Origin of the sequence: Gehongia tenuis (assembly GCF_014384795.1) — a bacterium.
Taxonomy (GTDB): Bacteria; Bacillota; Clostridia; order Christensenellales; family NSJ-53; genus Gehongia; species Gehongia tenuis.
This window is the reverse complement of record NZ_JACRSR010000001.1, coordinates 291,413-315,519: the sequence shown is the minus strand read 5'-3', so window position 1 is coordinate 315,519 and position 24,107 is coordinate 291,413. Positions and strand designations below refer to the sequence as shown.

The window sequence follows — 24,107 nt, the reverse complement described above, 5'->3', positions numbered from 1 at the left end:
TTCCCTATGCCTCCTCCGCCGGCGGCAGCTTCACCACCTTGGCCCACTCGATTCTTCGGCTTTTGACCTCGCCCACCTTGATGGAAAGGCCATAGATGTTCATTTCCGGCTGGGTGCCGTCCTGCGGCACCGCGTCGAGGGCGCTCATGATGAGTCCGGCCAGGGTGTCCGATTCATCAAGGGGCAGCTCCACCCCCAGCTCCTCGGCGATGGATTTGAGGTCGGCGCTGCCGGAGATCTTCCAGGTGTCCGGGCCAATCTTCACGATCTCGCCCTCCTCGGCGGGATCGAACTCGTCGTAGATGTCGCCCACGATGGTCTCAAGTAGATCCTCCATGGTCACAAGGCCGCTGGTGCCGCCGTATTCGTCCACCACCACGGCCATATGGTTCTTCATCTGCTGCATGCTGCGGAACAGTACGTTTGTGGGGATGGTCTCGGGCACGAAATAGGCGGGCCGCACCAACGTGAGGAGGGACTTCGGGCTGTCCTCCTGGGCGTTTAAAAGGTACTCCCGGGTGCTCAAAATGCCCTTCACATCATCGGCGTCCTCGCCGACGACGGGGAAGCGGGACAGGCCCGTATCCCGGATGAGCCTTAAAATATCCTCGTGGGAATCCTCCAGCCACACCATCTCCATGTCGGTGCGGTGCACCATCACGTCCTCAGCGGTGAGGTTGTTGAATTCGAACACGTTTTCGATCATTTCCTTCTCTTCGGCCTCGATCACGCCCTTCTCCTCGCCGGCGTCCACCATCATCATGATCTCGTCCTCGGAGACCTCCTCCTCGCTTTTGTGGGGATCGATGCGGCAAAGGCGCAGCACGCCGTTGGTGGACACGGTGAGCAGCCAGATGATGGGTTTCATCACCTTGGACAGCACGGTGATCACACCGGCGCTCATGCGGGCCACCGCCTCGGTTTTCTGCATGGCGATACGCTTGGGCACAAGTTCTCCCAAGATCAGCGTGAAGTAGGACAGAATGAGGGTGATCAGAATAACGGAGATGGTGTTGATGGCGTTTCGGCTGAGAGCCGTGACCCCGACGCCGTCCACCAGCCAGGCGGTGATCCTGCCCGCGAAGTTGTCCGCGGCGAAAGCGGATCCCAGAAAGCCCGCCAAAGTGATGCCGATTTGAATGGTGGAAAGAAAGGCCGTGGGCATCTCCACGATCTTCACAAGGCTTGCGGCCTTCCGGTCGCCCTCCTCCGCCTGGCGGCGGAGCCTGTTTTCATTGAGGGATATGACGGCGATCTCCGTGGCTGCAAAAAATGCGTTGAGTAAAATGAGTACGACCTGGAGCAGAAGTTGCCCCCCTATAGGGTCGGATGACAAGGAAATTCCCCCTTTAAAAATTCAGCTTCTTTGAATATACCATAGGAAGATGCTGGATGCAAGTCTTGAAAGGGGCTCCCTCCTGTGGTAGGATAAAGAAAATGTCTGGAGGACGAACCATGAATCTGGCGAAGACCTGCAAGATCTCCGCAGTCATCATGATTTGCCTGTTCGGGGCGTTGGGCCTCGTGGTGCTCATCATGCCCGATGTCCTGCTCCATGTCCCCGAGGACCTTCTCGACTCCCTCAAATCCTTTGATATCTGGGTGCTGGCCTTCGATCTGTGGGTGGTAGGCATCGGCCTTGGACTGCTCCTTTATGGGGCGGGCGAGCTGGTGCGGCTCATGTTCCGCTGGCGGGATATGGCCTTCGAGGAGCTGCAGGAGCGCCGCCGGCTCATCCGGGACCTCTCCGCCGCTCTGGGCGAGGACAGCTGCTCCCTCAAGATCAAGAAGAAGGGACCCCTGCCCGCCCTCAAGGTGATGGAGCGGCTTCACCACCTGTTTGTGATTCTCAGCGTGGTCATCGGGTTCATCGTGCTGTTCATCCTGCCCTCCGGCATCTTCATGGCGGCAAGCATCTGGGGCACGGTTTGGATCGGCCTTCTGGAGTTCCACGCGGTGATCCAGATTCTCTCCCTGCTCCACGAGATCTACGAATACGCCCACGATCACCTCTATACCAACGAGAGCCTGCGCCAGTATCTGGTCCAGATCGCCAAAAACCAAAAGGAAGCCTGACCGGCTTCTTTTTTTATGGCTCCGGGAAGGGCACCTGACGGGTCATGACCCGCCGGGCCAGGGCGGCGTCGTGGGTGACGGCGAGGATGCCCAGCTCCCGGCGCTTCGCCTCCTCCAGCATGAAGGCCCAAAGCTGGGCCTGGGTGACGGCGTCCAGCATGGCGCTCATCTCGTCGGCGATGAGGATGCGGGTCCCCGGATGGAGGGCTCTGGCGATGCAGAAGCGCTGCAATTCGCCTCCGGACAGCTCGCCGGGGAAGCGGTCCATCCAGGCGGCCTCGATGCCGAGCGCCTCCAGGGTTCTTTCGTCCACGTCCCAGGCCTCCTCCAGCACCCGCTTCATGCGCCACCGGGGGTTCACCGAGGTCTCGGGATGCTGAAAGATCATCTGCACCGGCGCAAAGCCCGGCGCGGGCGGCCTGCCGTCCCAGAGGATCCTGCCCTCCGCCGGCTTTTCATAGCCCGCCATGAGCCGGCAGAGGGTGCTCTTGCCGCACCCCGAGGGGCCGGTAAGGGCCACCACCTCGCCGGGACCCACCGCGAGGCCCAGCCCCCGGAACACCCAGCGGTCCCCGTATCGCTGTCCCGCCTTCACCGCTTCAATTCTCATCGTCACGCCTCCGCCTCTCGCCTGTCGGCTTTCTTTGCACCTGTCGGCTTTCTTTGCCCGTCATTGGCCCGCCAGCCCCAGGTCCCGCCAGCTCCCATCATCGGCCCTTCCGTCCCGGGTCCCGCCAGCTCCCCATCATCGGGCCTCCCGCCCAGGCCCCGCCGGCTCCCCTTCGCCGCGCCAATCTTCTCCCTCTCGGCTCTCTCCGCGTCCGGGCTCCTGTCGCCCCCTGCCGCAAGCCCGGGTCAGCCGGCCGCCCAGCATCGGAACTCTCCGCCCTCCCAGACCGTCACCGGCGGGACCTCGCCGCAGCGCCCGTCCCGAAGGGAACAGCGCGGCGCGAAGGGGCAGCCCGCCTCGGGCGAAAGGTGGGAGGGCTGGGTGCCGGGGAGCCCCTCGAAGGCGTTCATGGGCAGCGCCCGCCAAAGGGCCCGGGTGTAGGGATGCATGAGCGCCTCCCCCGTCCCGGCAAAGGCCTCCCGCCGCGCCACCTCCACGATGGTTCCGGCATAGAGCACCGCCACCCGGTGGGCCGAGCGGAGCGCGGCGTTCATGTCGTGGGTGATCATGATAACGCCCGCGCCGTCCTCCGCCAGCTCGGCGAGGTGGCGCATTTCCTCCCGGACCGCCGCCTCGTGCAGCCCGGTGGTGGGTTCGTCCGCCACGATGAGCTTCGCGCCGGAAAGGAAGGCCGAAGCCGCCAGCACCCGCCGGGCCATGCCGCCGGACAGCTCAAAGGGATACATCCCCATGACCGCCGGGGAAAGGCCGTACCGGGCCAGCACCGCCTCCGCCCGCTTCTTCCGCTCCCCCCGGCCGGCGCCCCGCGCCGCGTCCGCCACCTGCCGGCCCACCTTCATCAGCGGGTCCAGAAAATCCACCGACTGGGGAATGAGGGCCATCTCCCGGCCCCGGGCCCTTTCAAGGCGGTCCCCGAGAAGGAGCTCTCCTCCCAGCCGGATCTCCCCCGCGGCCCAGGCGTTCTCCGGCAGGATGCCGAAAATCCCGTGGGCGAGCAGGCTTTTGCCCGACCCGCTGGCACCGAACACCGCCACGATCTCCCCCGGCGCTACGGCGAGGTTCATCTCCCGCAGCACGGTGAAGTTCCGCCGTTTGAGTCCGGCGGTATACTGGACGAAGCCCAGGGAATAATTTTTAACCTCAAGCAGCATAGCGGCCTCCTTACCGGTGGACCTTCGTCGGGTCCACCATCATCCTTGCGCTGTCCCCCAGCCGGTCAAAAAGCCGGACCACGATGAGCAGCATGAGCCCCGGAAAGAAGGCCAGCCACCACTGGCCGGTGGCAAGGTACTTCATGGCCTCGGACAGAATGATGCCCACGGCGGGCTGCTGCACGGACAGCCCGAACCCGAGGAAGGTGAGGGACGCCTCGTGAAGAATGGCGTGGGGAAAGAGCAGGATGAACCCCACGATGATCTGGGGCCACAGATGGGGCAGGATGTGCCTTGCCGCGATGTGCATGCGGCCCCGGCCCAGACGGCGGGACACCTGAACGTAGGGCATGGACCTCAGCTGCATCACCTCCGAGCGGATGAGCCGGGTCATGCTGGGCCAGTGGGTGAGCGCCATGGACACGATGATGGCCCTTACGCCCCCGCCCAGCACGAAGGCGATGAGGATCATGAGCAGGATGTGGGGAATGCCCTGGCACAGGTCCACCATGAAGTTGATGAGAGCGTCCGCCCATTTCCCGAAGGTGGCGGCGAAAATGCCCAGCACCACGGCGATCACCGTGCTCACCGACGCGGCGATGAGCCCCACGGCGATGGAAAAGACCAGCCCCTTCAGCGTCCTTGCCAGCATATCCCGGCCCAGCCAATCGGTGCCGAAGGGATGGGCCAGGGAGGGGGAAAGGCTCTTTTCCGCAAAGTTGGTGGCGGTGCCGCCGGGGAGGGTGAGTCCCAGCGCCAGGATGAGGAGGATCACGCCGCCCGCCGCCGCCAGAGTGATGAGGGCCTTCTTCCGTTCGCTCATGCCTCCGCCCCCTTTCGGATGCGGGGATCGATCACGCCGTAGAGGATGTTGGCGGTGAGGTTGCCCAGAAAAACGAACAGGGCCATGCAAAGGACCACACCCATCAAAAGGGGCAGGTCCCCCCGAAGGCCGGCCTGGGTGGCGGCCTGGCCGAGACCGGGATAGGAAAAGACCTGCTCGGCGAGGACGCTCCCGCCGAAGAGCTCGCCGAAGGAGGCGAACTGCAGGGTGATGGCGGGCAGCACGATGTTTCTCGCCCCATGGCGGAGGTACAGCCCGAAGCCCCGCTCGCCCCTGGCCCTGGCGTAGAGCATGAAGTCGCTGTCCATCACGTCCAGAAGCTTCGCCCGGGTGTGGAGGGCGATGGGCCCGAGGCTGGTGATGGAGAGGGTGAGGGCGGGCAGGACCATGTGGGCCAGCCGCGCCCCGAAGGACGCCGCCCCCGCCTCGCCGATGGGTACGGAAAGGCCGATGGGCGTCCAGCCCAGCCACACGGAAAAGACCATGAGCATGAGAAGGCCGAACCAGAACACCGGCGTGGAGCTGAGGGTGAGGCACAGCCATTTGACGGCCCGGTCCAGGAACCTGCCCCGATGGGCGGCGCTCACCATGCCGAGAAGGAACCCGAACACGCCGGAGAACACCCACGCCACCGCCATGAGCGCGATGGAGGCGGCGAAGCGCTCCCCGATCACGTCCGCCACCGGCCGCTTGTAGATCTTCGACTCGCCCAGATCCCCGCGGAGCAGCGCGGAGCCCCACTTCACGAACCGCTCCGCCGGCGGATCATTGAGGCCCCAGTATTCGGCGATGCGCTCCCGCTGTTCGGCGCTTACGGCGGCGTTGCCGCCCACATAGGCCTGCACCGGGTCGATGGGCGCGAACTGCACCAAAACGAAGCTGACCACGGCGACGGCCAGCATCAGCGCCAGCATGCGAAGGCTCTTCAGCAGCGCAAATTTGAACACCCTCATCCATTTCCCTCCCTATCGGTTCGACGGATCACTTCCACTTCCACTCGGTGATGTTGTCGGTGATGGGCCAGCCGTGGCCGTGGGGATGGAGCTTCTGCACGCCGGTGTCCAGGCCCTCGCTGACGAAATACACGTGATCGATGTTGACCAGCCAGGCCCAGGCGGCGTCCCCGAGAAGGCTGTAGCCCTCCTCGCCGTCCCACTGGGCCTTTTGAATCAGCTCATCGGCGGCGCCGGTATCGGTGGCGTAAAGGGCGTCCTCCAGATAACGGTCCACGGCGGCGTTCGAGTAGTAGCCCACGTTGTACCAGTTCGAGGCGTCGGCCGTGGTGTGGTAGAGGTTGTAGCACTCCATGGCCGAATGGGAGCCCCAGCCCTGCATGGAGGGATCCTTCAGCATGCGGGTGCCGAGCTCATCCCAGCTCACGCCCTCCACGGTGACCTCAATGCCCGCCGGCAGCAGCATGTCCACCATGGCGAGGGACAGCGATTCCCGCACCTGATCGCCGGAGGGGTAGATCAGCGTGAAGGCGCAGCGAAGGCCGTCCTTCACCCGGATGCCGTCCTCGCCCATCGTCCAGCCCGCCTCCTCGAGAAGCTTGCCCGCCCCCTCGAGATCGCCGTCCTCAATCATCGTATCCTTGTTCCACCAGGGCATGCCGTCGCACTCGGTGTAGGCGGGCTTGCCGAAGCCGTAGAGCACGCCGTCGATCAGCGCCTCCCGGTCCACCGCCAGATTCACCGCCCGGCGCACCGCCCTGTCCGAGGTGACCGCGTTGCCCTGGGTGCCGTCCGCCGAGGGCGGATTCACCGGGAAGACGATGCCCCGGTTGTCGATGGTGGCAAGGTCCAGCATCTCCATGCCGGCCACGGTCTCCCCGCCCATGGCGTTGGTCACCGCCGCCACATCCAGCTCCCCGGCCTTGGCCGCGGCGAAGGTGGTCTCCTCGCTCAGAAAAACGAAGGTGAGCTTCTTGAAGAAGGGTTTCTTTCCATAATATAAGTCGTTCAATTCCACGATCACCTGCTGGCCCTTGTCCCACTGGACCAGCTTGTAGGGTCCGGAACCCACGGGATGGTCCGCGAAATCCTCCCCGTAGCCGTGCTCGGGCACGATGCCCAGGCGGCACACCGTGTCGATGAAGGTGGACTGGGGCGCTTTCAGGGTCAAAACGACCTCATTCCCCTCGGCGGCGGCGCTTTCAAGGTTGGTCAGGTCCACGCTGGTTCCCTCGGCGGCCTTTTGATAGGTGAAGGCCACATCGGAGGCCTTGAGGGGCTCCCCGTCGGAAAAGACCGCGTCCTCCCGCAGGGTGAAACGGTAGGTGAGCCCGTCGTCCGAGACGGTGTAGTCGGTGGCGAGATCCTTCACGATGTTCATCTCCCCGTCCCGCCAAAGAAGGGTGCTGAAGAACAGGGGATGCTGGTAGCTGCCCCAGCCGGTGATGGGCGAGAAGCCCTCCTCCGGTTCCTTGCCCGAGGCGATGGTGAGCTCATCCTCCGAGCGTCCCTGCCGTCCTCCGTCCGTGCCGGACGCGGGCTTTTCCCCGCATCCCGTAAGCGCTAACAATACTACCCCTGCTAGGGCAAATGCCCATATGCGTTTCCAAAACTTAGACATACCTATTCCTCCCCAAGAATGCAAAAACCAGGAAAGCCTGCCCGGTTCATCCGGGCTCAGCCTTCCTGGCTCCATTCATCATCGTTTCATTTGAGAGCGCGTGCGGCCTTCATGACCGCTTCTTTTCTGATTGTATCAAAAACCGGCGCGGGGGTCAACTACGCCCTTTCCGTGAGCCGGCGGACCACCCGGGCCGGGTTCCCCGCGGCCACCGTCATGGCCGGGACGTCCTTCGTGACCACGGCCCCCGCGGCGATCACCGCGCCCCGGCCGATCCTGACCCCGCCCAGCACCACCGCGGAGCCGCCGATCCAAACGTCGTCCTCCACGGTGATGGGAACGCCGTAGGCGCTGTCGTTGCGGCCCGCGGGCAGGAGCTCATGCTCCACCGCGTAGAGCGCCGCATTCGGGCCCACCATGCAGTTCTTGCCGAACCGGATCTCCCCGAGGTCCAGCAGGGTCACGTTGGCGTTGGCGTAGAAGCGGTCCCCCAGATGGATGTTGTAGCCCAGGTTGCACAAGAAGCCCTGGCCCACCATCACGTTCTCGCCGATGGAGCCCACAAGCTCCCGAAGCAGCCGCCCCTGTCCGGCATAGTCGCCGGCCGGCGCCCCGTTCAGCGCCTGCATCAGCACCTTCGCCCGGGTGCATTCCGCCTGAAACACGGGGTCCGCCATGTCGTAGAGCCGGCGCCCGTCCGCCAGCATTCTTCCCGAGGCCACAAAAATTCCCCCTTCGTACGGGAACGGGCACGATCCGTGCCCGCCCGGCGCCGGCTACAGCTGATTCATCAGGAAGCGGATGTAGTTGGCGTAATGGTAGAACACCACGCCGGGCTCCTGCAGGTCCGGGTTCCAGCGCTTGACCCATTCGAGGCTCACATAGCCCGCATAGCCGTTCTCGCTGAGGATCTTCAGCGTGTCGAAGATGGGCACGTCGCCGTAGCCCATCATGCGGTACTCCACCTTCTTTGACGTGCCCACCGAATCCTTCACGTGAATGTAGCGCACGTATTCGCCGATGTTCTCGTAGGTATACCCGGGCTTTTCCCCATAGAAGCGGTAGGGATGATGGATATCCCAAAGGACGCCCTTGTTCGCCGCGTCCACGCTGTCCAGGAAGCGCCGCATCACCCTCGAATCGGCCAGCTTGCCGTTGGTCTCGATGAGCACGTCCACGCCGGTGCCCTTTGCGTAAGCGCACAGCGCCTGGTAGCGCTCCGCCGCCCCCTCCACGTCCTCGTCGGGATAACCCTCCGGCGTATCGGAGATCATCACCCGGACATAGGGCGCGCCGATCTCTCCCGCGAAATCCACGTAGTTTTTCGCCTCCGCCATGGAGGCCTCCATATCCTTGCTCCGCCCGAGGCACGCGCCGGAGGTCACCATGCTGATGGCCACGTTCGCCTTTTGGAGGCGCTCCAGGGTGGCGGCCCGGTTCTTCTCGGAGAAGGGCTCTGCCTTCGGTGCGTAGATTTCCGGCCCGATGCCCCGGATCTCGATGCCGTCAAGGCCCATATCCTTGGCGGTGGCAAAGATCTCGTTCCAGGTCCAGCCCGGGCAGCCGATGGTGGAAAATGCAGTTTTCATCCTAATCTCCCCCTTCCTTTATAATTACGCCGTCTCGATGGCCGCATCCTTCTCAAGGCCCAAATATTCCACGGCATTTTCCCGCATCTTGAACTTCTGGATCTTGCCGGCGTTGTTCATGGGGAAGGTATCCATGAACCAGATGTATTTTGGCACCTTGTGCTTGGCCAGGTGCTGGCGGGCCATCTCCCGGTACTCCTCCTCGGTATGGGTGCAGCCTTCCTTTTTGATGATGCAGGCCATGATCTCCTCGCCGTACTGCTTGTCGGGCACGCCGATGACCTGCACGTCCTTGACGCCGTCCTGGGTGTAATAGAATTCCTCGATCTCCTTGGGGTAGATGTTCTCGCCGCCCCGGATGATCATGTCCTTGATCCTGCCCGTAATCTTGTAGTAGCCGTTCTCGTCCACCACGGCGATGTCGCCGGTGTGGAGCCAGCCGTCCTTGTCGATGGCCTGGGCGGTGGCCTCCTCCAGCTTGTAGTAGCCGCGCATGGTGTTGTAGCCCCGGGAACAGAACTCGCCGGGCTGTCCCGGCCCCAGGGTCCTGCCGGTCTCGGGATCGACGATCTTCGCCTCCACGTGGGGCAGCACCCGGCCCACGGTGTTCACCCGGGCCTCGATGGAGTCGTCGGTGGTGGTCTGGGTGGACACGGGCGAGCTTTCGGTCTGGCCGTAAGCGATGGTGATCTCCGTCATGTGCATCTCGTCCACCACCTGGCGCATGACCTTCACCGGGCAGGGGGAGCCGGCCATGATGCCGGTGCGCATGTGGGAGAAATCGTGCTTCTTGAAGTCCGGGTGCTCCAGCATGGCGATGAACATGGTGGGCACGCCGTGAACGGCGGTGCACTTTTCGCTCTCCAGAGCGTCCATCACCCAGGTGGGCCGGAAGTAGTCGATGGGCACCATGGCGGTGCCGTGGGTGAGGCAGGCCATGGTGGCCAGCACCAGCCCGAAGCAGTGGAAAAAGGGCACGGTGATGCACAGCTTGTCGTCATGGGTGAACTTCATGCACTCGCCGATGCACATGCCGTTGTTGACCACGTTGTAGTGGGTGAGCATGACGCCCTTGGGGAAGCCGGTGGTGCCGGAGGTGTACTGCATGTTGACCACGTCCTGGGGATCGAGGGAATCGGTGCGGGCGCGGAAGGCTTCCACGGGGGTCTTTTCCGCAAGATCGTAGAGATCGTTCCAGTTGATCATGCCCGCCGGGGTCTCCCCTTTGCCCTCGCCCACGTACACCACCGATTTCAGGAAGGGCAGCCGGGGGTTATTGTACCCGCCGGGCGCGCTGTCCTTGAGGTCGGGGCACAGGTCGTTCACGATGTCCACATAGCTTGAGTCCTTGAAGCTGTCGATCATCACCAGCATCTTGGTGTCCGACTGACGCAGGAGGTACTCCAGCTCAAACACCTTGTAGGCCGTGTTGACGGTGACAAGGACGCCGCCGATCTTGGCGGTGGCGAAGAGGGTGAGCAGCCACTGGGGCACGTTGGTGGCCCAGATGGCCACATGGTCGCCCTTTTCAATGCCCATGGCCATGAAGGCCCGGGCGATGCGGTTCACTTCCTCATCGAATTCACCCCAGGTGCGGCGGTAGTCCCGGATGGTGTAATTGATCATGTTGTCGTCCCGGTACTGGTCCGCCATCCTCTCCAGCATCTTTCCCATGGTGATGGAAATGAGTTCTTTCACTTCGATTACCTCCTGCTCACGCGAAATTTCTAAATAAAAAAGCTCTCGTCCTCATTTGATGAAGACGAAAGCTGTTAAACTGCTTCCGTGGTACCACTTCTCTTGACGGGCCAAAGCCCATCCACTCTGCCGCGTCCCATGAACGCGCTTTCCCGATATCGGTGGAAACTCCGTCCGTTCCTACTCCCGGTGATGGGTGTCGGCTTTTTGCGCCCGCCGTGGGTCCCTGCCGCTTGCTCACTCGCCCGCTCGTCCATTCGCCCATTCGCCCATTCGCCCGGTTTCAGCCGGCCACTCGGGGGCCAGTTCATCCGTTTTGCTTCTGCCGCTTTCCAGCACCCGCGGCTCTCTGGAAGAAGCTCCGCCGACTACTACTCCCCGTCGTCGTGTTCGCCTGATCAAGTTTTCTACATGATAACAGGGGCCTATTTTTTTGTCAACCCGTTTTCAATAAAAAATTTTCCGAACGGTTTTTGCACCTCCCGGGCGATGGTTCGGGCCGCCTCCTCCCCGTCCATGAAGGATACATTGAGCTTCGCCGCCGATACCCTTCCGTAAAGGGGCAGCCGCTGCACCGAACGCTCCATCACTTCGATCTCCCGCTTCCCCGCCGCCACATCCTTCAAGATCCGCTCCCGAAGGGCGGTCTCATTCAAGGTCAGGCAAACCTTATGTAACTCAAATTCGCAGCCCTCCACCTCCCGAAGAACCGCGTTCCAAATCTCTTCCTCCTGCATGACCCAGCAGAACAGCACCGCCGCAAAGCTTGAATTATGTAAATAAGAGCGCAGCAGGTGCCCGATGTTGGCCAGCACCATCCTCCTGTTTTCCTCGGTCACGGTGAAGGGCGCCATGCGCCAGCACCAGTCGCCGTCCAGGTAGGCCGCCGGCGCCAGCATGGGCAGAAGGGCCTCGCAGACGGTGCTTTTCCCCGCACCCATGGTGCCGCCCACCAGGATAAGCTTTTTCATCGCCGCACCTCCTAAGTTCGTCTTTTTTCATTGTACCCCCTGCCGGCGCCCCTTGCAATCCCTCCTTCAAAGAGCTACAATAAAAATAGCAAAACATGGAGGTGATCCCGTTGACGGACGTGGCTGCTCTCGGCGAAATTCTCATCGATTTTACTCCCGCGGGAGAGCGGGACGGCGTACCCCTGATGGCCCAGAACCCCGGCGGCGCACCGGCAAACGTTCTCGCCATGGCTGCGCGGCTGGGCAGCAGCACCGCCTTTATCGGCAAGGTGGGTCAGGACAGCTTTGGGGATTACCTTGACGCGGTGCTGCAGGGGGAGGGCATCGACAGCCACGGCCTGGTCCGGGGCGAACTGCCCACCACGCTGGCCTTCGTCCATCTCACGGCGGAAGGCGAGCGCTCCTTCACCTTCTACCGCAATCCCGGCGCGGACAGCTCCCTCTCGCCGGAGGAGCTGGACTGGGATATCATCACCCATACCCGGGTGTTCCATTTCGGCGGGGTGTCCCTCACCCACAACCCCGCCCGGGCCGCCACCACCTTTGCCGTGCGCATCGCCCGGCAGGCGGGCGCCCTCATCACCTTCGATCCCAACTACCGGCCCGCCCTTTGGAAAAGCGAGGCGAAGGCGGTGGAGGTGCTCTCCAAGGCCCTGCGCCTGGCGGACGTCATCAAGGTCTCCCTGGAGGAGATGATCTTTCTCACCGGCACCGACGATCCGGAGCTGGGCACCGCCCTCATCCAGGAGATGTCCGGTGCCGCCCTCATCGTGGTTTCCCAGGGGGAGCAGGGCGCCTACTACCGGCTGATGGAGCGGATAGGCCAGGTTCCCGCCTTCAAGGCGGACGCCGTGGACACCACCGGCGCGGGGGACGCTTTCTTCGGCACGCTCATCCACTATCTTGCGGGCAAAAGCCGCCGGGAAGTGGAGGGACTTTCCCCCTATCAGCTGGAAAAATTCATGGACTGCGCCAACGCGGCGGGCGCGCTCACCGTCACCAAGCCCGGCGCCATTCCCAGTCTGCCCAGCCGGGAGGAGATCCAGGCCCTGGCCGCCCTTCGTTCCTAGAAAAAATTTTGAATAATCACAAAAACAAGCAGGAGTTTTATACAAGTTTGTCTAATAACGCAATCATTCATAAAAGTATATTCATTGTTTCCTGTTCTCGGATCAACACAAGGGAGGTTACCCCATGGAAAATATGCGGAAATTGCGCAAAAGCAAAAGGGTTACCCAATTCCAGCTCAGTTTGGTAGCCGAGGTGGCTCAGGAGACCATCAGCGGGTACGAGCGAGGCAAAATCATGCCCAGTGTGGAGACGCTAGGGAAAATTGCCGCCTATCTTGAAACCAGCACCGACTATCTGCTCGACCGTACCGACGTGGCTCTGCCCATCGACACCCTGGTTCAGCAGCGCTATTCCGACGAGGAGATGGAGATGATCCAGATCTACCGGGATCTGACGCCGGAAATGCAGGACCGCATGCGGGGGTATCTGGCAGCGCTCAGGGACATCAAAGGGACGAAGTAAGAAAGGCACCGATCATTCGGTGCTTTTTTTATGCCCTGTTTTACGCTCCGGAGCCCCTTCCCATCCTCATCCCGGCTGAACCCATCGGGCGCTGCCGCATACAATAATATAGAATGCTATAGCATTCCACATTATTAGGATGAGGAGTAATACCCATGAGATACAACAACGAATCCAATATGCGAAGCCAACGGCTTCAAAATGGCAGCTTTACTCCCAACGCCCGCACGCAAGCCTACACAAACGGCGATTTCGCCACCTATCCGGTGCTGGGCTGCGGCAGCGGCATCATGCCCATTGAGACGTCTTCGGTGGGCTGCGGCGTGACCACGCCGTCCGCGCCCATCGGCTGCGGCGCCAACGTGATGCCCTCCTGTCCCTGCCCGCCGGTTCCCTGTCCGCCGGTTCCTCCCTGCCCGCCCTGGCCGCCTTGCCCGCCGCCAGTTCCCTCGGGCATCGGTCCCACCGGTCCCACCGGGCCCCAGGGCCCCATGGGTCTTCGCGGCGCCACGGGCGCTACCGGACCCACTGGTCCTCAGGGCCCCCAGGGTCTTCGCGGCGCTACCGGTTCTCAGGGTGTGCAGGGCCTGCAGGGCGTTGAAGGCCCGCAGGGTCCCACCGGTCCTCAGGGTCCCGTAGGTCCTCAGGGCCCCATCGGTGCTGCCGGAGCCGCCGGCGCCACGGGCGCTACCGGCGCTACGGGTGCTACCGGCGCCACCGGCGCGACCGGCCCCCAGGGTCCCATCGGACCCGCGGGTCCCACCGGACCCACCGGTCCTACCGGCGCCATGGGCCCCGGCCTCAGCACGGCCACGACCTTTGTGCCCGGCGCCTCCTACCGGACAGGGGATTTGGTGTTCTATAACGGTTCCCTGTACCGTGCGAACACCGACAACCCGTCGGGAAATCCGGACACCTCCGCGGGCTTTGACCTTGTGTCGGTAGCGGGCGCGACCGGCGCCACCGGTGCTACCGGCGCTACCGGCGCTACCGGTCCCATTGGGCCTGCGGGCGCTACGGGTGCTACCGGCGCGACCGGACCCACCGGTCCCATTGGGCCTGCGGGCGCTGCGGGCGCCACCGGCGCTACCGGCGCTACCGGTCCCATTGGGCCTGCGGGCGCTGCGGGTGCTACCGGCGCTACCGGCGCTACCGGTCCCATTGGGCCTGCCGGCGCAACGGGTGCTACCGGCGCCACCGGCGCTACCGGTCCCACTGGTCCCACCGGGCCCACCGGTGCTACCCCCACTTTCACCATCGGTTCGGTGACGGGCGGTTCCGCGCCCTCGGTCACCATCAGCGGCACGCCGGATAACGTGGTTCTCAACTTCGTACTGCCCTACGGCGCCACCGGGCCCACCGGTCCTGCCGGTGCTGCGGGTGCTGCGGGCACCGAAGGTCCCACCGGGCCCACCGGTCCTGCCGGCGCTGCGGGTGCTGCCGGAGCCGAAGGTCCCACCGGACCCACCGGTCCTGCCGGCGCTGCGGGCGCTGCCGGAGCCGAAGGTCCCACCGGGCCCACCGGTCCTGCCGGCGCTGCGGGTGCTGCCGGAGCTGAAGGTCCCACCGGACCCACTGGTCCCACCGGGCCTACTGGTCCCACCGGGCCTACTGGTCCGTAATCGGCCCAGCAAAGAAGGGCGGCATTTCTGCCGCTCTTTTTTTGCGCCGTCGGTTCCCGCGGGATTCCGATTCCAGGGTCGGGCCATGCCCCGGCCCCGGCGGTCCGCCCGCTGATTCTTCCCCCTCTCCCCCCGCAAAGGGGACAAAAAACGGCCCCCGCGGGGCCGCTTTTGTATTACATCACTGTTTCTTTTGATCGTTCTCCCGGATCTCCACCCGGCGGATCTTGCCGCTGATGGTTTTGGGGAGTTCCTCCACGTACTCGATGATCCGCGGATACTTGTAGGGCGCGGTGGAGTGCTTCACGTGATTTTGCAGCTCCTTGGTCAAAGCCTCGCTGCCCCCGTAGCCCTGGGCCAGGACCACCGTGGCCTTCACCACGAAGCCCCGCACCGGGTCGGGCACGCCGGTCACCGCGCACTCCAGAACAGAGGGGTGCTCCATGAGGGCGCTCTCCACCTCGAAGGGCCCGATACGGTAGCCGGAGCTTTTGATCACATCGTCGATGCGGCCCACGTACCACAAAAAGCCGAGCTCGTCCTTGTAGGCCGTGTCCCCGGTGTGATAAAGATCGTCGTGCCAGGACTTCTTCGTCAGCTCATCGTCCCGGAAATAGCCGCTGAACAGGCCGAAGGGCTTGCCGCCGCCGGCCTCGTCCGTCCTCACGCAGATCTCGCCGGTGACGCCCGCCGGGCATTCCCTGCCCTCCGGATCCACCACCGTGAGCCGCCAGCCCGGCGCCGGCAGGCCCATGGAGCCGAGGCGCGGCTGCATCCAGGGGAAGGCGGTCCAGCAGCAAAGGGTGGTTTCCGTCTGGCCGAAGCCCTCGAAGATCTTAAGTCCCGTCTTATTCTTCCACTGGCTGTACACCTCGGGGTTCAAAGCCTCGCCGGCGGTGGTGCAGTGCCGGAGGGCGCTCAAATCGTACTTCGCCAGATCCTCCTTGATCATGTACCGGTACATGGTGGGCGGCGCGCAGAAGGTGGTCACCCGATACTTCTCCATCTTCCCGAGGATATCCGGCGCGGAAAACTTTTCAAAGTCGTAGGTGAAAACGGCGCTCTCCCCCAGCCACTGGCCGTAGATCTTGCCCCAGAGGGCCTTGCCCCAGCCGGTGTCCGAGATGGTGAAGTGCAGTCCGTTCTCCTCCACCCGGTGCCAGAAGCAGCCGGTGAGAAGATGGCCCAGGGGATAGGTGTAGTCGTGCCACACCATCTTGGGATAGCCGGTGGTGCCGGAGGTGAAGAACATGAGCATCATGTCCTTCGCCCAGGTCTTCCCCTCGCCCTCCGGACGGGGGAACACGTCGGACATGCCCGCAAGCTCGGCGTCGTAGTCGATCCAGCCGGGAACCTCCTTGCCCTTGGTCACCGCCCGAAGCTCCACCGTCTCGCACTTTGGCAGCGCCTCATCCACATGCTCCGTCACATCGTTGTCCCCGGTGACCACCAGCATCTTCACGCTGGCGGCGTTGCAGCGGTAGACATAATCTTTGGCCGTCAGCAGATGGGTGGCGGGGATGGCCACCGCGCCCAGCTTGTGCAGTCCAAGCAGCGTGTACCAGAACTGATAGCCCCGCTTCAGGACCAGCATGACCATGTCGCCCTTCTTCACGCCCTTTGCGGCGAAGAAGTTGGCGGCCTTGTTGGAAAGAAGGCTCATATCCCTGAAGGTGAAGCGGCGCTCCTCGCCGTCCGCGCCCACCCACATCATCGCAAGGCCGTCCGGCTTCTCCTCGGCCAGTACGTCGATCACGTCGAAGCCGTAGTTGAAATCGTCGTGGATATGCACCTTATAGTTTCGGTTCAGGTCCTCCAGGGAGGCGAAATCGTCCCGGGAGCGGCCCAGAAATTTCTCGTAGAGCGGCATTTTTCAGCACCTCCTCTGCTTTTTCATCACGACCGCCAAAAACTTGGTGGGTTTGCCGTTCAGCGTCCTCATGGCGTGGGGCACGCCGGAGTCGAAATACACGCTGTCCCCTTCGCTGAGGACGTACACCTCCTCGCCGAAGTGGAACTCCATGGAGCCCTCCACCACGTAGTTGAGCTCCTGGCCCTCGTGCTCATGGAGCTCCGGCCTGCCCTCGTCCGCCTTGGGCTCCACCGTCACCAAAAAGGGCTCGCACATCTTGCCCCGGAAGGTGTAGGCCAGATGGCGGTAGTTGTAGGCCTTGCGGCGGTTGACCTCCAGGCCCTCGCCCTTCCTGACCACGCAGCAGCCGGAAAGCTTGGGGGAATCCCCGCTGATGATATCCACCACGTCCACCCCCAAACGGTTGGCCACGTTGTAGATAAAGCTGAAGGAAAAATCCTTTTCGCCCCGTTCCTGGGCCTGATATTCCTCCAGGGTCATCTCGCAGCACTCGGCCATCTCCGCCTCGGACACCTCCATAATTTCCCGAAGGCCCCGTATTCTCTCGGCAATTTCCCTAAGCTGTTCCGTCATCTTCTTCTCCTCCTTCTGGTAAAATAAAAACACCCCGTCCCTCCCTGGGACGAGGCGCTCCAATAAGCTCCACGCGGTACCACCCAAATTGACCTTTCGGTCCACTCTCACGGGCTCCATCAAGCCCTGCGCCGTTAACGGTGCGCCTCCGACCGCTCCTACTTGGTTCAGCGCGGCTGCTCAAGAGCGATTCCATTTCGGCCATGTCACCGGCTTTCACCCGCCGCCGGCTCTCTACGGACATGTGCGCCTGATGGGTCTCTATCCTCGCATTTTTGGCTCGTGCAATCTGAAATTAAGATGATCTTACACGAACCGCCCCCATCTGTCAACCGGAATTTTATTTTCTTTCTCCGCTTGAAAGGCCCCGCCAAAGATGCTATGCTGGAGCCAAATTCAAATGGGGCCTCTCGGCCCGGAACGGAGGATGGAATGGCCGGCTTTACCAAAAGGCAGCGGGAGATCATGGCGGCGGTGCGGCCCCTTCTGGCGCTGCCCGGCGTAACGGAGCGTGAGACGAAGACCCAGCTCGCTTTTGCCGCGGGGGTGCAGTTCGCCTGGCTCTCTCCGGCGCCGTCGGGCAAAGGGCTCTTTGTGAGCTTCGGGCTGCCCGCGCCCCTTGACAGTCCCCGGGCTCCCTCCGTTCAGCCCTATCCCGGCCGCTTCACCCATCACGTGACCCTGGAGGGGCCGGAGGGTGCGGACGGGGAGCTGGCCGGCTGGCTGAAGGAGGCCTATGATTTCGCCCGCTTCCGGGCCGCCCGCCGGAGTCCGCGCTCCCGCTGATGGATTTGCCCGCCTCCGCGCCCGCTCCACTCCCCGCCCACGAATTAAACCTTGCGGGCCCCATCCCTCCCGCCGTATAATGGAGGAAAGGCCAACGGCCAACAACGCAAGGAGGGATTCCATTGATCATCATTGTCGCCAAATCCGTGGTGAAGCCCGGGTGCAAGGCCGCCTACATCGCCGCCGCCCGGGAGCTCATCGAAAAAAGCCAGGCCGAGCCCGGCTGTCTCACCTATGATCTCTACGAGGACCTGAACGATCCTTCCACCCTCACCATGATCGAGTTCTGGAAGGACCAGGCCGCCATCGACGCCCACAACGCCTCCCCTCACTTCACCACCATCGTGCCGAAACTTGCCGAATTCCGGGAGGGCCCAGGGGAGGTTCATTTCTACCAGAAGGCTGAATAAGGCCCTAAGAGCGAATAAGCGCGGGTTTCCGCGTTTTTTCTTTGTCTTAGCCCGTCCGCCGCCGATTGATTTTTGGGCGGAAATTCCTCATTATATTATTTAATGCAATATAGATTGGGATGAGGAGGCGGGCCATGGAAACATACGGCTACGTGCGGGTGTCCACCCGGGAGCAGAACGAGGACCGGCAGGTGATTTCCCTGACGGCCTTTGGCGTGCCGCAGGAACATCTATATATGGATAAACTGTCCGGCAAGAACTTCGATCGGCCCGCCTATCGGCGCTTGGTGCGGCGGCTGAAACCGGGGGATCTTCTTGTGATCTCCTCCATTGACCGGCTGGGCCGCAACTACGAGGAGATTCTCAAGCAGTGGCGCGTGATCACCAAGGAGAGATGCGCCGATGTTGTGGTGCTGGACATGCCCCTTTTGGATACAAGGCAAAAGGGAAAGGACCTCACCGGCACCTTCGTGGCCGATCTGGTCCTTCAAATTTTAAGCTATGTGGCCGAGACGGAGCGCAGCAACATCCGCCGCCGGCAGGCCGAGGGCATCGCCGCCGCAAGGCTGAAGGGCGTGCGCTTTGGAAGGCCCCCGAAGGCCGTGCCCCTGGCCTTTCCCGCCCTCAAAGCCGACTGGGAAGCGGGCCGGATCTCCTCCCGTTCCGCGGCCCGCACCCTCGGCGTCTCCCACGACACCTTCATCCGATGGAGCAGAAAAATATGATAGATAATGTAGACTTTTATAGCCGCGAAAGGTATAATGAAACTTGTCCAAGATTTGGTGGATGCCCCGTTATCCGCCAACAAGATATGCCCTAGGGAAAGATGTCCTAAAAAGTCTACATTATCGGACGGAGCGTTGTGCTATGAGTAAAGCAGGATTGTTGGAGCGGCTGGCTCTTGCGGCGGGCTGTATGTATCTATCCGATCTGCACACAACGGAATATGGTAAAAGTCTCTGCCAGGCGGTGCTGTCCATTGATCCAGCGGAATACAGCCTCAGCGAATGGCAGGAGGCGGCCCGCTACGTGAGCGGCCGGGAACTGTCCTTTCCCGCCCCGGAGGAGGCGCGGGACTATCTTGTTTCCTTTCTTTCCAAGGATTGAACCTGACCTGAAAGCGGCCCCAAAGGGCCGCTTTTTTTATGCTTTCAGCGCTTGAACAAGCAGGCGCTGATAGGCCTCGCTGTGGGGCAGCAGATTGGCCCGGCTCAGTGTGCGGGGCCGGCCCTCCAGATCCCGGGCAGGAAGCGCGCCCCCCTGGACCAGCCACCGCTCAAAGTCGATTAGGTTAACATAAACCATATCGTCCACCTCCTCGCCCAGCCGAAAGGCCGGGGCGCCGGCGGAAATGCGGTACACCTCGCAGATCTCCCGGTCCCGGAAGCCGCCCGCCGGCGGAAAGCTTTCCCGCACCTGACCCAGATACGCCAGCGCCTCCGGGGCCAGGATAAGGCCCAGCTCCTCCCCGGTCTCCCGAATCATGGCTTCATCCCGGTCCTCGCCGGGATCGATGTGCCCGGCGGCAGCAATGTCGTAGAGCCCGGGAAAATCCTTTTTGGTCAGCGCCCGCCTTTGGAAGTACACCCGCCTTCCCTCCGGGCCGTCCTCCACCAGCCAGCCGTGAACCACCCGGTGCCAGAGTCCCTCCCGATGGGCCCGGCCGCGGCTGACCACGCCCAGAGACTGCCCCGCTTCATCATAGACTTCCAACATCTCCACCATGCTTCTCCCCTCCCGCCCCATTCTACCACCCCGCTCCCCTTTGGCCAATCCCGTCTTTTTCCGCCGCCGCTCCCCCGCCCGCACAAAAGGGCCGCCCCTCAAATGAAGAACCCTTCTACAACCCTTCTGAACTCTTCATCAATCCTCATCTTGCAGAGCATCGTAGCCTTCGCTGCCGGTTCGAATCTTGACCACGTTTTGAAGATCGTACACAAAAATCTTACCATCGCCGATATGCCCGGTGTAGAGTACCCTTTTGGCGGTGTCAATGACTTCTTGAACCGGTACCTTGGACACCACAATTTCCACCTTTACCTTGGGCAAAAGGCTCATATCCACGGCAACGCCCCGATAGTATTCGGTGCGGCCTTTCTGGGTACCGCATCCCAAAACCTGGGATACGGTCATGCCCGTGACGCCAATATTGTTCATAGCGCTTTTCAGCGCCTCAAACTTGGCCTGGTTGAACACCAACACAAGCTTGGTCAGCCGGGGCCGGCTTTCTCCGTCAAACATCCCCGTTCCATCAGTTGCCCCAATTTCGTTCCCTTGCATTGGCAGCGTTCCCTTATGCACCACCGGCACCGTCTCCCCCGGGATAGGCAGGCCGTCACCATACCGAGCCCTTCCAACCGCTACGCCGGTCATGGGCATAAAGTCTGCATAGCTCGTAGCAAGACCGTGTTCCGTCATATCTAGACCCATGATCTCCTCCTCCTTGGAAACCCGAAGGCCAATGGTGTGCTTGATGATCTGAAAGACCACCGTCATGGCCGCCGCCACCCAGATGATAACCGCGAGGACGCCGAGAGCCTGCACCCCAAGAAAGCGAAATCCGCCTCCGTAGACAAGCCCGCCATCTGTGGCCAGCACCCCTGTCAGCAGCGTGCCCAGAGCGCCGCAAATGCCATGCACACCGATGGCGCCCACAGGATCGTCAATTTTTAGCACCTTATCCACAAACTCCACGCCAAAAACGATGACTGCGCCGGCGACGATGCCGATGATGGCGGCGCCCGCCGGGGAGACCAGGTCGCAGCTGGCTGTGATCGCCACAAGTCCCGCCAACGCACCATTCAAAGTCATGGATACGTCCGGTTTTTTGTAGCGAATCCAAGTGACACACATCGTGGTTACCGCGGCCACCGCCGCCGCCAGGTTGGTGTTCACAAAAATAGTGCCCATGGTAACAAGTGTATCCTCCCCGGTTGCGGACAGTGTGGAGGTGCCGTTGAAGCCAAACCAGCAGAACCAAAGGATAAATACACCCAGGGCTCCCAGGGTCAAGCTGTGGCCGAGGATAGCTTTGGGGCGGCCCTTCTTGTCGTACTTACCGATCCTGGGTCCTAAGATTTTTGCACCCACCAGCGCCGCTACACCGCCCACCATGTGCACCGCTGTAGACCCGGCAAAGTCATGGAATCCCAGTTCCGCCAGCCATCCACCGCCCCAGATCCAATGCCCGGAAATGGGATAAATGACAGCGCTGATAACGATCGAATAGACGCAATAGGCAGAGAACTTGGTGCGCTCCGCCATGGCGCCGGAAACAATGGTGGCCGCCGTTGCGCAGAACACCGTCTGGAAGATGAGAAAAACAGGCAAGGGTACGGGCAGATCTAGAAAAGCATAATCCGCCTGAACCAGAGGGTCAAACCAGCCAAAGATGGAGCCGCCCGCACCAAACATGAGCCCAAAACCCACAATCCAGAAGATAGGCGTGCCTAAGGCAAAGTCCATCAGGTTTTTCATCACGATGTTTCCCGCGTTCTTTGCCCGGGTAAAGCCCGCCTCCACCATTGCGAAACCAGCCTGCATGAAGAATACCAGCGCCGCTCCCAGCAGCACCCAAATGGTGTCAGCCGATGTATACATAGTTAACCTCTCCTTTCAATAAAAAAAAGCGTGCACCTCCGGTCCCTTTCGGGGCCGAAAGCGCACGCCTTTGTACGCCCGGTTACACGGAGAACAACAGCTCCCCGTAAGTGGGATAGGGCCAATACTTCGCCGCGGTCAGGGTCTCCATCTCATCGGCCACCGCTCTTAGCTCCTGCATGGCGGTGAACACGTGATTGCGGGTGTACCGCGCCTCCCCGGCGGCATCCTCGGCGCCCTTTCCGGCCATGAGCGCGCTCTCCAGCGCGTCGGCCCTGCGCGCAAGGCAGGCGGCGAGGGCGGACAGCCGCTCCATGAGGGCGCTCTCCACCCCGGCAGCGTCCCCGGGAAGGACGGCCTTCTTCGCCGCGGCGGTGTCCGCCAGCGCCTTCACGTACTCCAGCACGCCGGGCAGAATGTCCCGCCGGGCCATCTCCAGCATGGTGAGCCCCTCGATATGGACGACCTTGCTGTAATTCTCCAGCATGATGTCGCACCGGGCGCGGAGCTCCTTTTCGCTGAACACCTTGTGCTTCGTGAAAAGAGCGATGTTCTTGTCGCTGACGAAGTAAGGCAGGGCCTCGGCGGCGGACCTCAGATTGAGCAGGCCCCGGCGCTTCGCCTCCTCCACCCACGCGTCCGAATAATTGTCGCCGTTGAAGACGATGCGGTTATGCTCCCGGAGGGTGCGGCGGATGAGCTCGTTGAGCGCCGTCTCGAAATCCTCCGCGCCCTCCAGTTCATCCGCGAACAGAGAGAGCTCTTCAGCAACGATGGTGTTGAGCACGATATTGGGCCCGGAGATGGACTGGGTGGACCCGGGCATGCGGAACTCGAACCGGTTGCCGGTGAAGGCGAAGGGCGAGGTGCGGTTCCGGTCGGTGGTATCCTTCGGGAAGCGGGGCAGCACGTGCACGCCCACCTTCATCTCGGCGGCGCCGCTGCCGTTGTAGGGCGCGCCCGTCTCGATGGCCTTGAGGACCGCCGTGAGCTCGTCGCCGAGGAACATGGACACAATGGCCGGCGGCGCCTCGTTGGCTCCCAGCCGGTGGTCGTTGCCGGCGCTGGCGACCGACAGCCGCAATAGATCCTGGTACTCATCCACCGCCTTGATCACCGCCACCAAAAAGAGCAGGAACTGGGCGTTCTCCGCCGGGGAATCGCCGGGTTCCAGCAGATTCGTGCCGGTGTCGGTCAGAAGGGACCAGTTGTTGTGCTTGCCCGAACCGTTCACCCCGGCGAAGGGCTTCTCGTGGAGCAGGCACACCAGGCCGTGGCGGTCCGCCACCTTCTTCATGATCTCCATGGTCAGCTGATTGTGGTCGGCGGCCACGTTGGTGGTGGTGAAGATGGGCGCCAGCTCGTGCTGGGCGGGGGCCACCTCGTTGTGCTTGGTCTTGGCCAGAATCCCCAGCTTCCAAAGCTCCTCGTCCAGCTCCTTCATGTAGGCGGAAACCCGGGGCCGGATGGCGCCGAAGTAGTGGTCCTCCAGCTCCTGGCCCTTGGGCGGCTTCGCGCCGAAGAGGGTGCGCCCGCAGTAGATGAGATCCTTCCGCCTTTTCCAAAGCGCCTTATCCACCAGGAAGTACTCCTGTTCCGGGCCCATGGTGGTGACCACCCGCTTCACGTCCCCGTTGCCGAAAAGGCGGAGCACCCGCACGGCCTCCCTGTTCAGCACCTCCATGGAGCGCATGAGGGGCGTTTTCTTGTCCAGGGCCTCGCCGCTGTAGGAGCAGAAGGCCGTGGGAATGCACAGGGTGCCGTCCTTGATGAAGGCGTAGGAGGTGGGGTCCCAGGCGGTGTAGCCCCTGGCCTCAAAGGTGGCCCGCAGCCCGCCGGAGGGGAAGGAGCTGGCGTCCGGCTCGCCCTTGATGAGCTCCTTGCCGGAGAACTCCATGATGACGCCGCCCTCCGCCGTGGGCGAGATGAAGCTGTCATGCTTCTCCGCGGTGATGCCGGTCATGGGCTGGAACCAGTGGGTGAAATGGGTGGCGCCCTTCTCGACGGCCCAGTCCTTCATGGCGCTGGCCACCACGTTCGCCACCGAGCGGTCCAGGCTCCGGCCCTCGTCGATGGTGCGTTTGAGGGCCCTGTAGGTGTCCTTCGGGAGGCGCTGGCGCATCACCCCGTCGTTGAATACCAAGCTTCCAAAGATCTCCGTCACATTGCTCATTCG

The 24,107-nt window shown here is 62.5% G+C and carries 23 protein-coding genes and 1 other annotated feature; of the genes, 8 read left to right on the top strand and 15 right to left on the bottom strand.

What is annotated here, in order from left to right; translation table 11 throughout:
• Window positions 1-4 precede the first annotated feature (4 nt).
• Entirely contained in the window at window positions 5-1,336 is a 1,332-nt protein-coding gene (locus H8696_RS01475; RefSeq protein ID WP_249314491.1) for a hemolysin family protein, read from the bottom strand.
• Window positions 1,337-1,455: 119 nt separating this feature from the next.
• On the opposite strand from H8696_RS01475, the gene H8696_RS01470 reads away from it, so the two are divergent.
• Window positions 1,456-2,076, top strand: a complete 621-nt coding sequence (locus tag H8696_RS01470) for a hypothetical protein (protein ID WP_249314490.1) — start codon at window positions 1,456-1,458, stop codon at window positions 2,074-2,076.
• Between the two features lie 13 nt (window positions 2,077-2,089).
• On the opposite strand, the gene H8696_RS01465 is transcribed toward H8696_RS01470, so the two are convergent.
• The 9 genes from H8696_RS01465 to H8696_RS01425 form a co-directional block, all read right to left on the bottom strand.
• Window positions 2,090-2,686, bottom strand: a complete 597-nt coding sequence (locus H8696_RS01465) for an ABC transporter ATP-binding protein (protein WP_249314489.1) — start codon at window positions 2,684-2,686, stop codon at window positions 2,090-2,092.
• 245 nt (window positions 2,687-2,931) lie between these two features.
• The gene (locus H8696_RS01460; RefSeq protein ID WP_249314488.1) at window positions 2,932-3,858 is read right to left on the bottom strand and encodes an ABC transporter ATP-binding protein; all 927 of its coding nucleotides are present in this window, start codon (window positions 3,856-3,858) and stop codon (window positions 2,932-2,934) included.
• A gap of 10 nt (window positions 3,859-3,868) precedes the next feature.
• Window positions 3,869-4,681 (bottom strand): ABC transporter permease, encoded by an 813-nt coding sequence (locus H8696_RS01455; RefSeq protein ID WP_249314487.1) that lies wholly within the window; start codon window positions 4,679-4,681, stop codon window positions 3,869-3,871.
• A complete protein-coding gene (locus H8696_RS01450) occupies window positions 4,678-5,655 on the bottom strand; it encodes an ABC transporter permease (RefSeq protein ID WP_249314486.1) in 978 nt (325 codons plus the stop codon). The genes H8696_RS01455 and H8696_RS01450 overlap by 4 nt, the downstream gene beginning before the upstream one ends.
• 28 nt (window positions 5,656-5,683) lie before the next feature.
• Window positions 5,684-7,225: an ABC transporter substrate-binding protein gene (locus H8696_RS01445; protein WP_249314485.1), complete on the bottom strand. Its 1,542-nt coding sequence runs from the start codon at window positions 7,223-7,225 to the stop codon at window positions 5,684-5,686.
• Window positions 7,226-7,434: 209 nt separating this feature from the next.
• Entirely contained in the window at window positions 7,435-7,998 is a 564-nt protein-coding gene (locus H8696_RS01440) for a sugar O-acetyltransferase (protein WP_249314484.1), read from the bottom strand.
• Window positions 7,999-8,052: 54 nt separating this feature from the next.
• A complete protein-coding gene (locus H8696_RS01435) occupies window positions 8,053-8,865 on the bottom strand; it encodes a sugar phosphate isomerase/epimerase family protein (protein WP_249314483.1) in 813 nt (270 codons plus the stop codon).
• Between the two features lie 24 nt (window positions 8,866-8,889).
• A complete protein-coding gene (locus H8696_RS01430; RefSeq protein ID WP_249314482.1) occupies window positions 8,890-10,563 on the bottom strand; it encodes an AMP-binding protein in 1,674 nt (557 codons plus the stop codon).
• 425 nt (window positions 10,564-10,988) lie between these two features.
• Window positions 10,989-11,534 (bottom strand): AAA family ATPase, encoded by a 546-nt coding sequence (locus tag H8696_RS01425; protein ID WP_249314481.1) that lies wholly within the window; start codon window positions 11,532-11,534, stop codon window positions 10,989-10,991.
• A gap of 119 nt (window positions 11,535-11,653) precedes the next feature.
• Between H8696_RS01425 and H8696_RS01420 the strand changes: the two genes are divergently transcribed.
• From H8696_RS01420 to H8696_RS11270, 3 genes are all read left to right on the top strand, one after another.
• Window positions 11,654-12,604, top strand: a complete 951-nt coding sequence (locus H8696_RS01420; protein ID WP_330605365.1) for a carbohydrate kinase family protein — start codon at window positions 11,654-11,656, stop codon at window positions 12,602-12,604.
• Between the two features lie 124 nt (window positions 12,605-12,728).
• Entirely contained in the window at window positions 12,729-13,067 is a 339-nt protein-coding gene (locus tag H8696_RS01415; RefSeq protein ID WP_249314479.1) for a helix-turn-helix domain-containing protein, read from the top strand.
• 365 nt (window positions 13,068-13,432) lie between these two features.
• Complete coding sequence (locus H8696_RS11270) at window positions 13,433-14,689, top strand: hypothetical protein (protein ID WP_456237451.1); 1,257 nt, start codon at window positions 13,433-13,435, stop codon at window positions 14,687-14,689.
• A gap of 181 nt (window positions 14,690-14,870) precedes the next feature.
• On the opposite strand, the gene H8696_RS01405 is transcribed toward H8696_RS11270, so the two are convergent.
• Together H8696_RS01405 and H8696_RS01400 are read right to left on the bottom strand one after the other, a co-directional pair.
• Entirely contained in the window at window positions 14,871-16,559 is a 1,689-nt protein-coding gene (locus H8696_RS01405; RefSeq protein WP_249314478.1) for an AMP-binding protein, read from the bottom strand.
• 3 nt (window positions 16,560-16,562) lie between these two features.
• Entirely contained in the window at window positions 16,563-17,168 is a 606-nt protein-coding gene (locus H8696_RS01400) for a helix-turn-helix domain-containing protein (RefSeq protein ID WP_249314477.1), read from the bottom strand.
• Window positions 17,169-17,177: 9 nt separating this feature from the next.
• Window positions 17,178-17,412, bottom strand: a binding site (T-box leader).
• A gap of 155 nt (window positions 17,413-17,567) precedes the next feature.
• Between H8696_RS01400 and H8696_RS01395 the strand changes: the two genes are divergently transcribed.
• The 4 genes from H8696_RS01395 to H8696_RS01380 all read left to right on the top strand — a co-directional run bounded on the left by H8696_RS01395 (window position 17,568) and on the right by H8696_RS01380 (window position 19,438).
• Window positions 17,568-17,921 (top strand): DUF5655 domain-containing protein, encoded by a 354-nt coding sequence (locus tag H8696_RS01395; protein ID WP_249314476.1) that lies wholly within the window; start codon window positions 17,568-17,570, stop codon window positions 17,919-17,921.
• A 122-nt stretch (window positions 17,922-18,043) separates the two neighbouring features.
• Window positions 18,044-18,331: a putative quinol monooxygenase gene (locus tag H8696_RS01390; RefSeq protein ID WP_249314475.1), complete on the top strand. Its 288-nt coding sequence runs from the start codon at window positions 18,044-18,046 to the stop codon at window positions 18,329-18,331.
• A 134-nt stretch (window positions 18,332-18,465) separates the two neighbouring features.
• Complete coding sequence (locus H8696_RS01385) at window positions 18,466-19,056, top strand: recombinase family protein (protein WP_249314474.1); 591 nt, start codon at window positions 18,466-18,468, stop codon at window positions 19,054-19,056.
• A 142-nt stretch (window positions 19,057-19,198) separates the two neighbouring features.
• Window positions 19,199-19,438, top strand: coding sequence for a hypothetical protein (locus H8696_RS01380; RefSeq protein WP_249314473.1), 240 nt, complete (start codon window positions 19,199-19,201; stop codon window positions 19,436-19,438).
• 36 nt (window positions 19,439-19,474) lie between these two features.
• Here the strand turns inward: H8696_RS01380 and H8696_RS01375 are convergent, their stop codons facing one another.
• The 3 genes from H8696_RS01375 to H8696_RS01365 form a co-directional block, all read right to left on the bottom strand.
• Window positions 19,475-20,056, bottom strand: coding sequence for an NUDIX hydrolase (locus H8696_RS01375; protein WP_249314472.1), 582 nt, complete (start codon window positions 20,054-20,056; stop codon window positions 19,475-19,477).
• Between the two features lie 138 nt (window positions 20,057-20,194).
• Entirely contained in the window at window positions 20,195-21,931 is a 1,737-nt protein-coding gene (locus H8696_RS01370) for an ammonium transporter (RefSeq protein ID WP_249314471.1), read from the bottom strand.
• An 82-nt stretch (window positions 21,932-22,013) separates the two neighbouring features.
• Window positions 22,014-24,104 (bottom strand): glutamine synthetase III family protein, encoded by a 2,091-nt coding sequence (locus tag H8696_RS01365; protein WP_249314470.1) that lies wholly within the window; start codon window positions 24,102-24,104, stop codon window positions 22,014-22,016.
• Window positions 24,105-24,107: the final 3 nt, after the last annotated feature.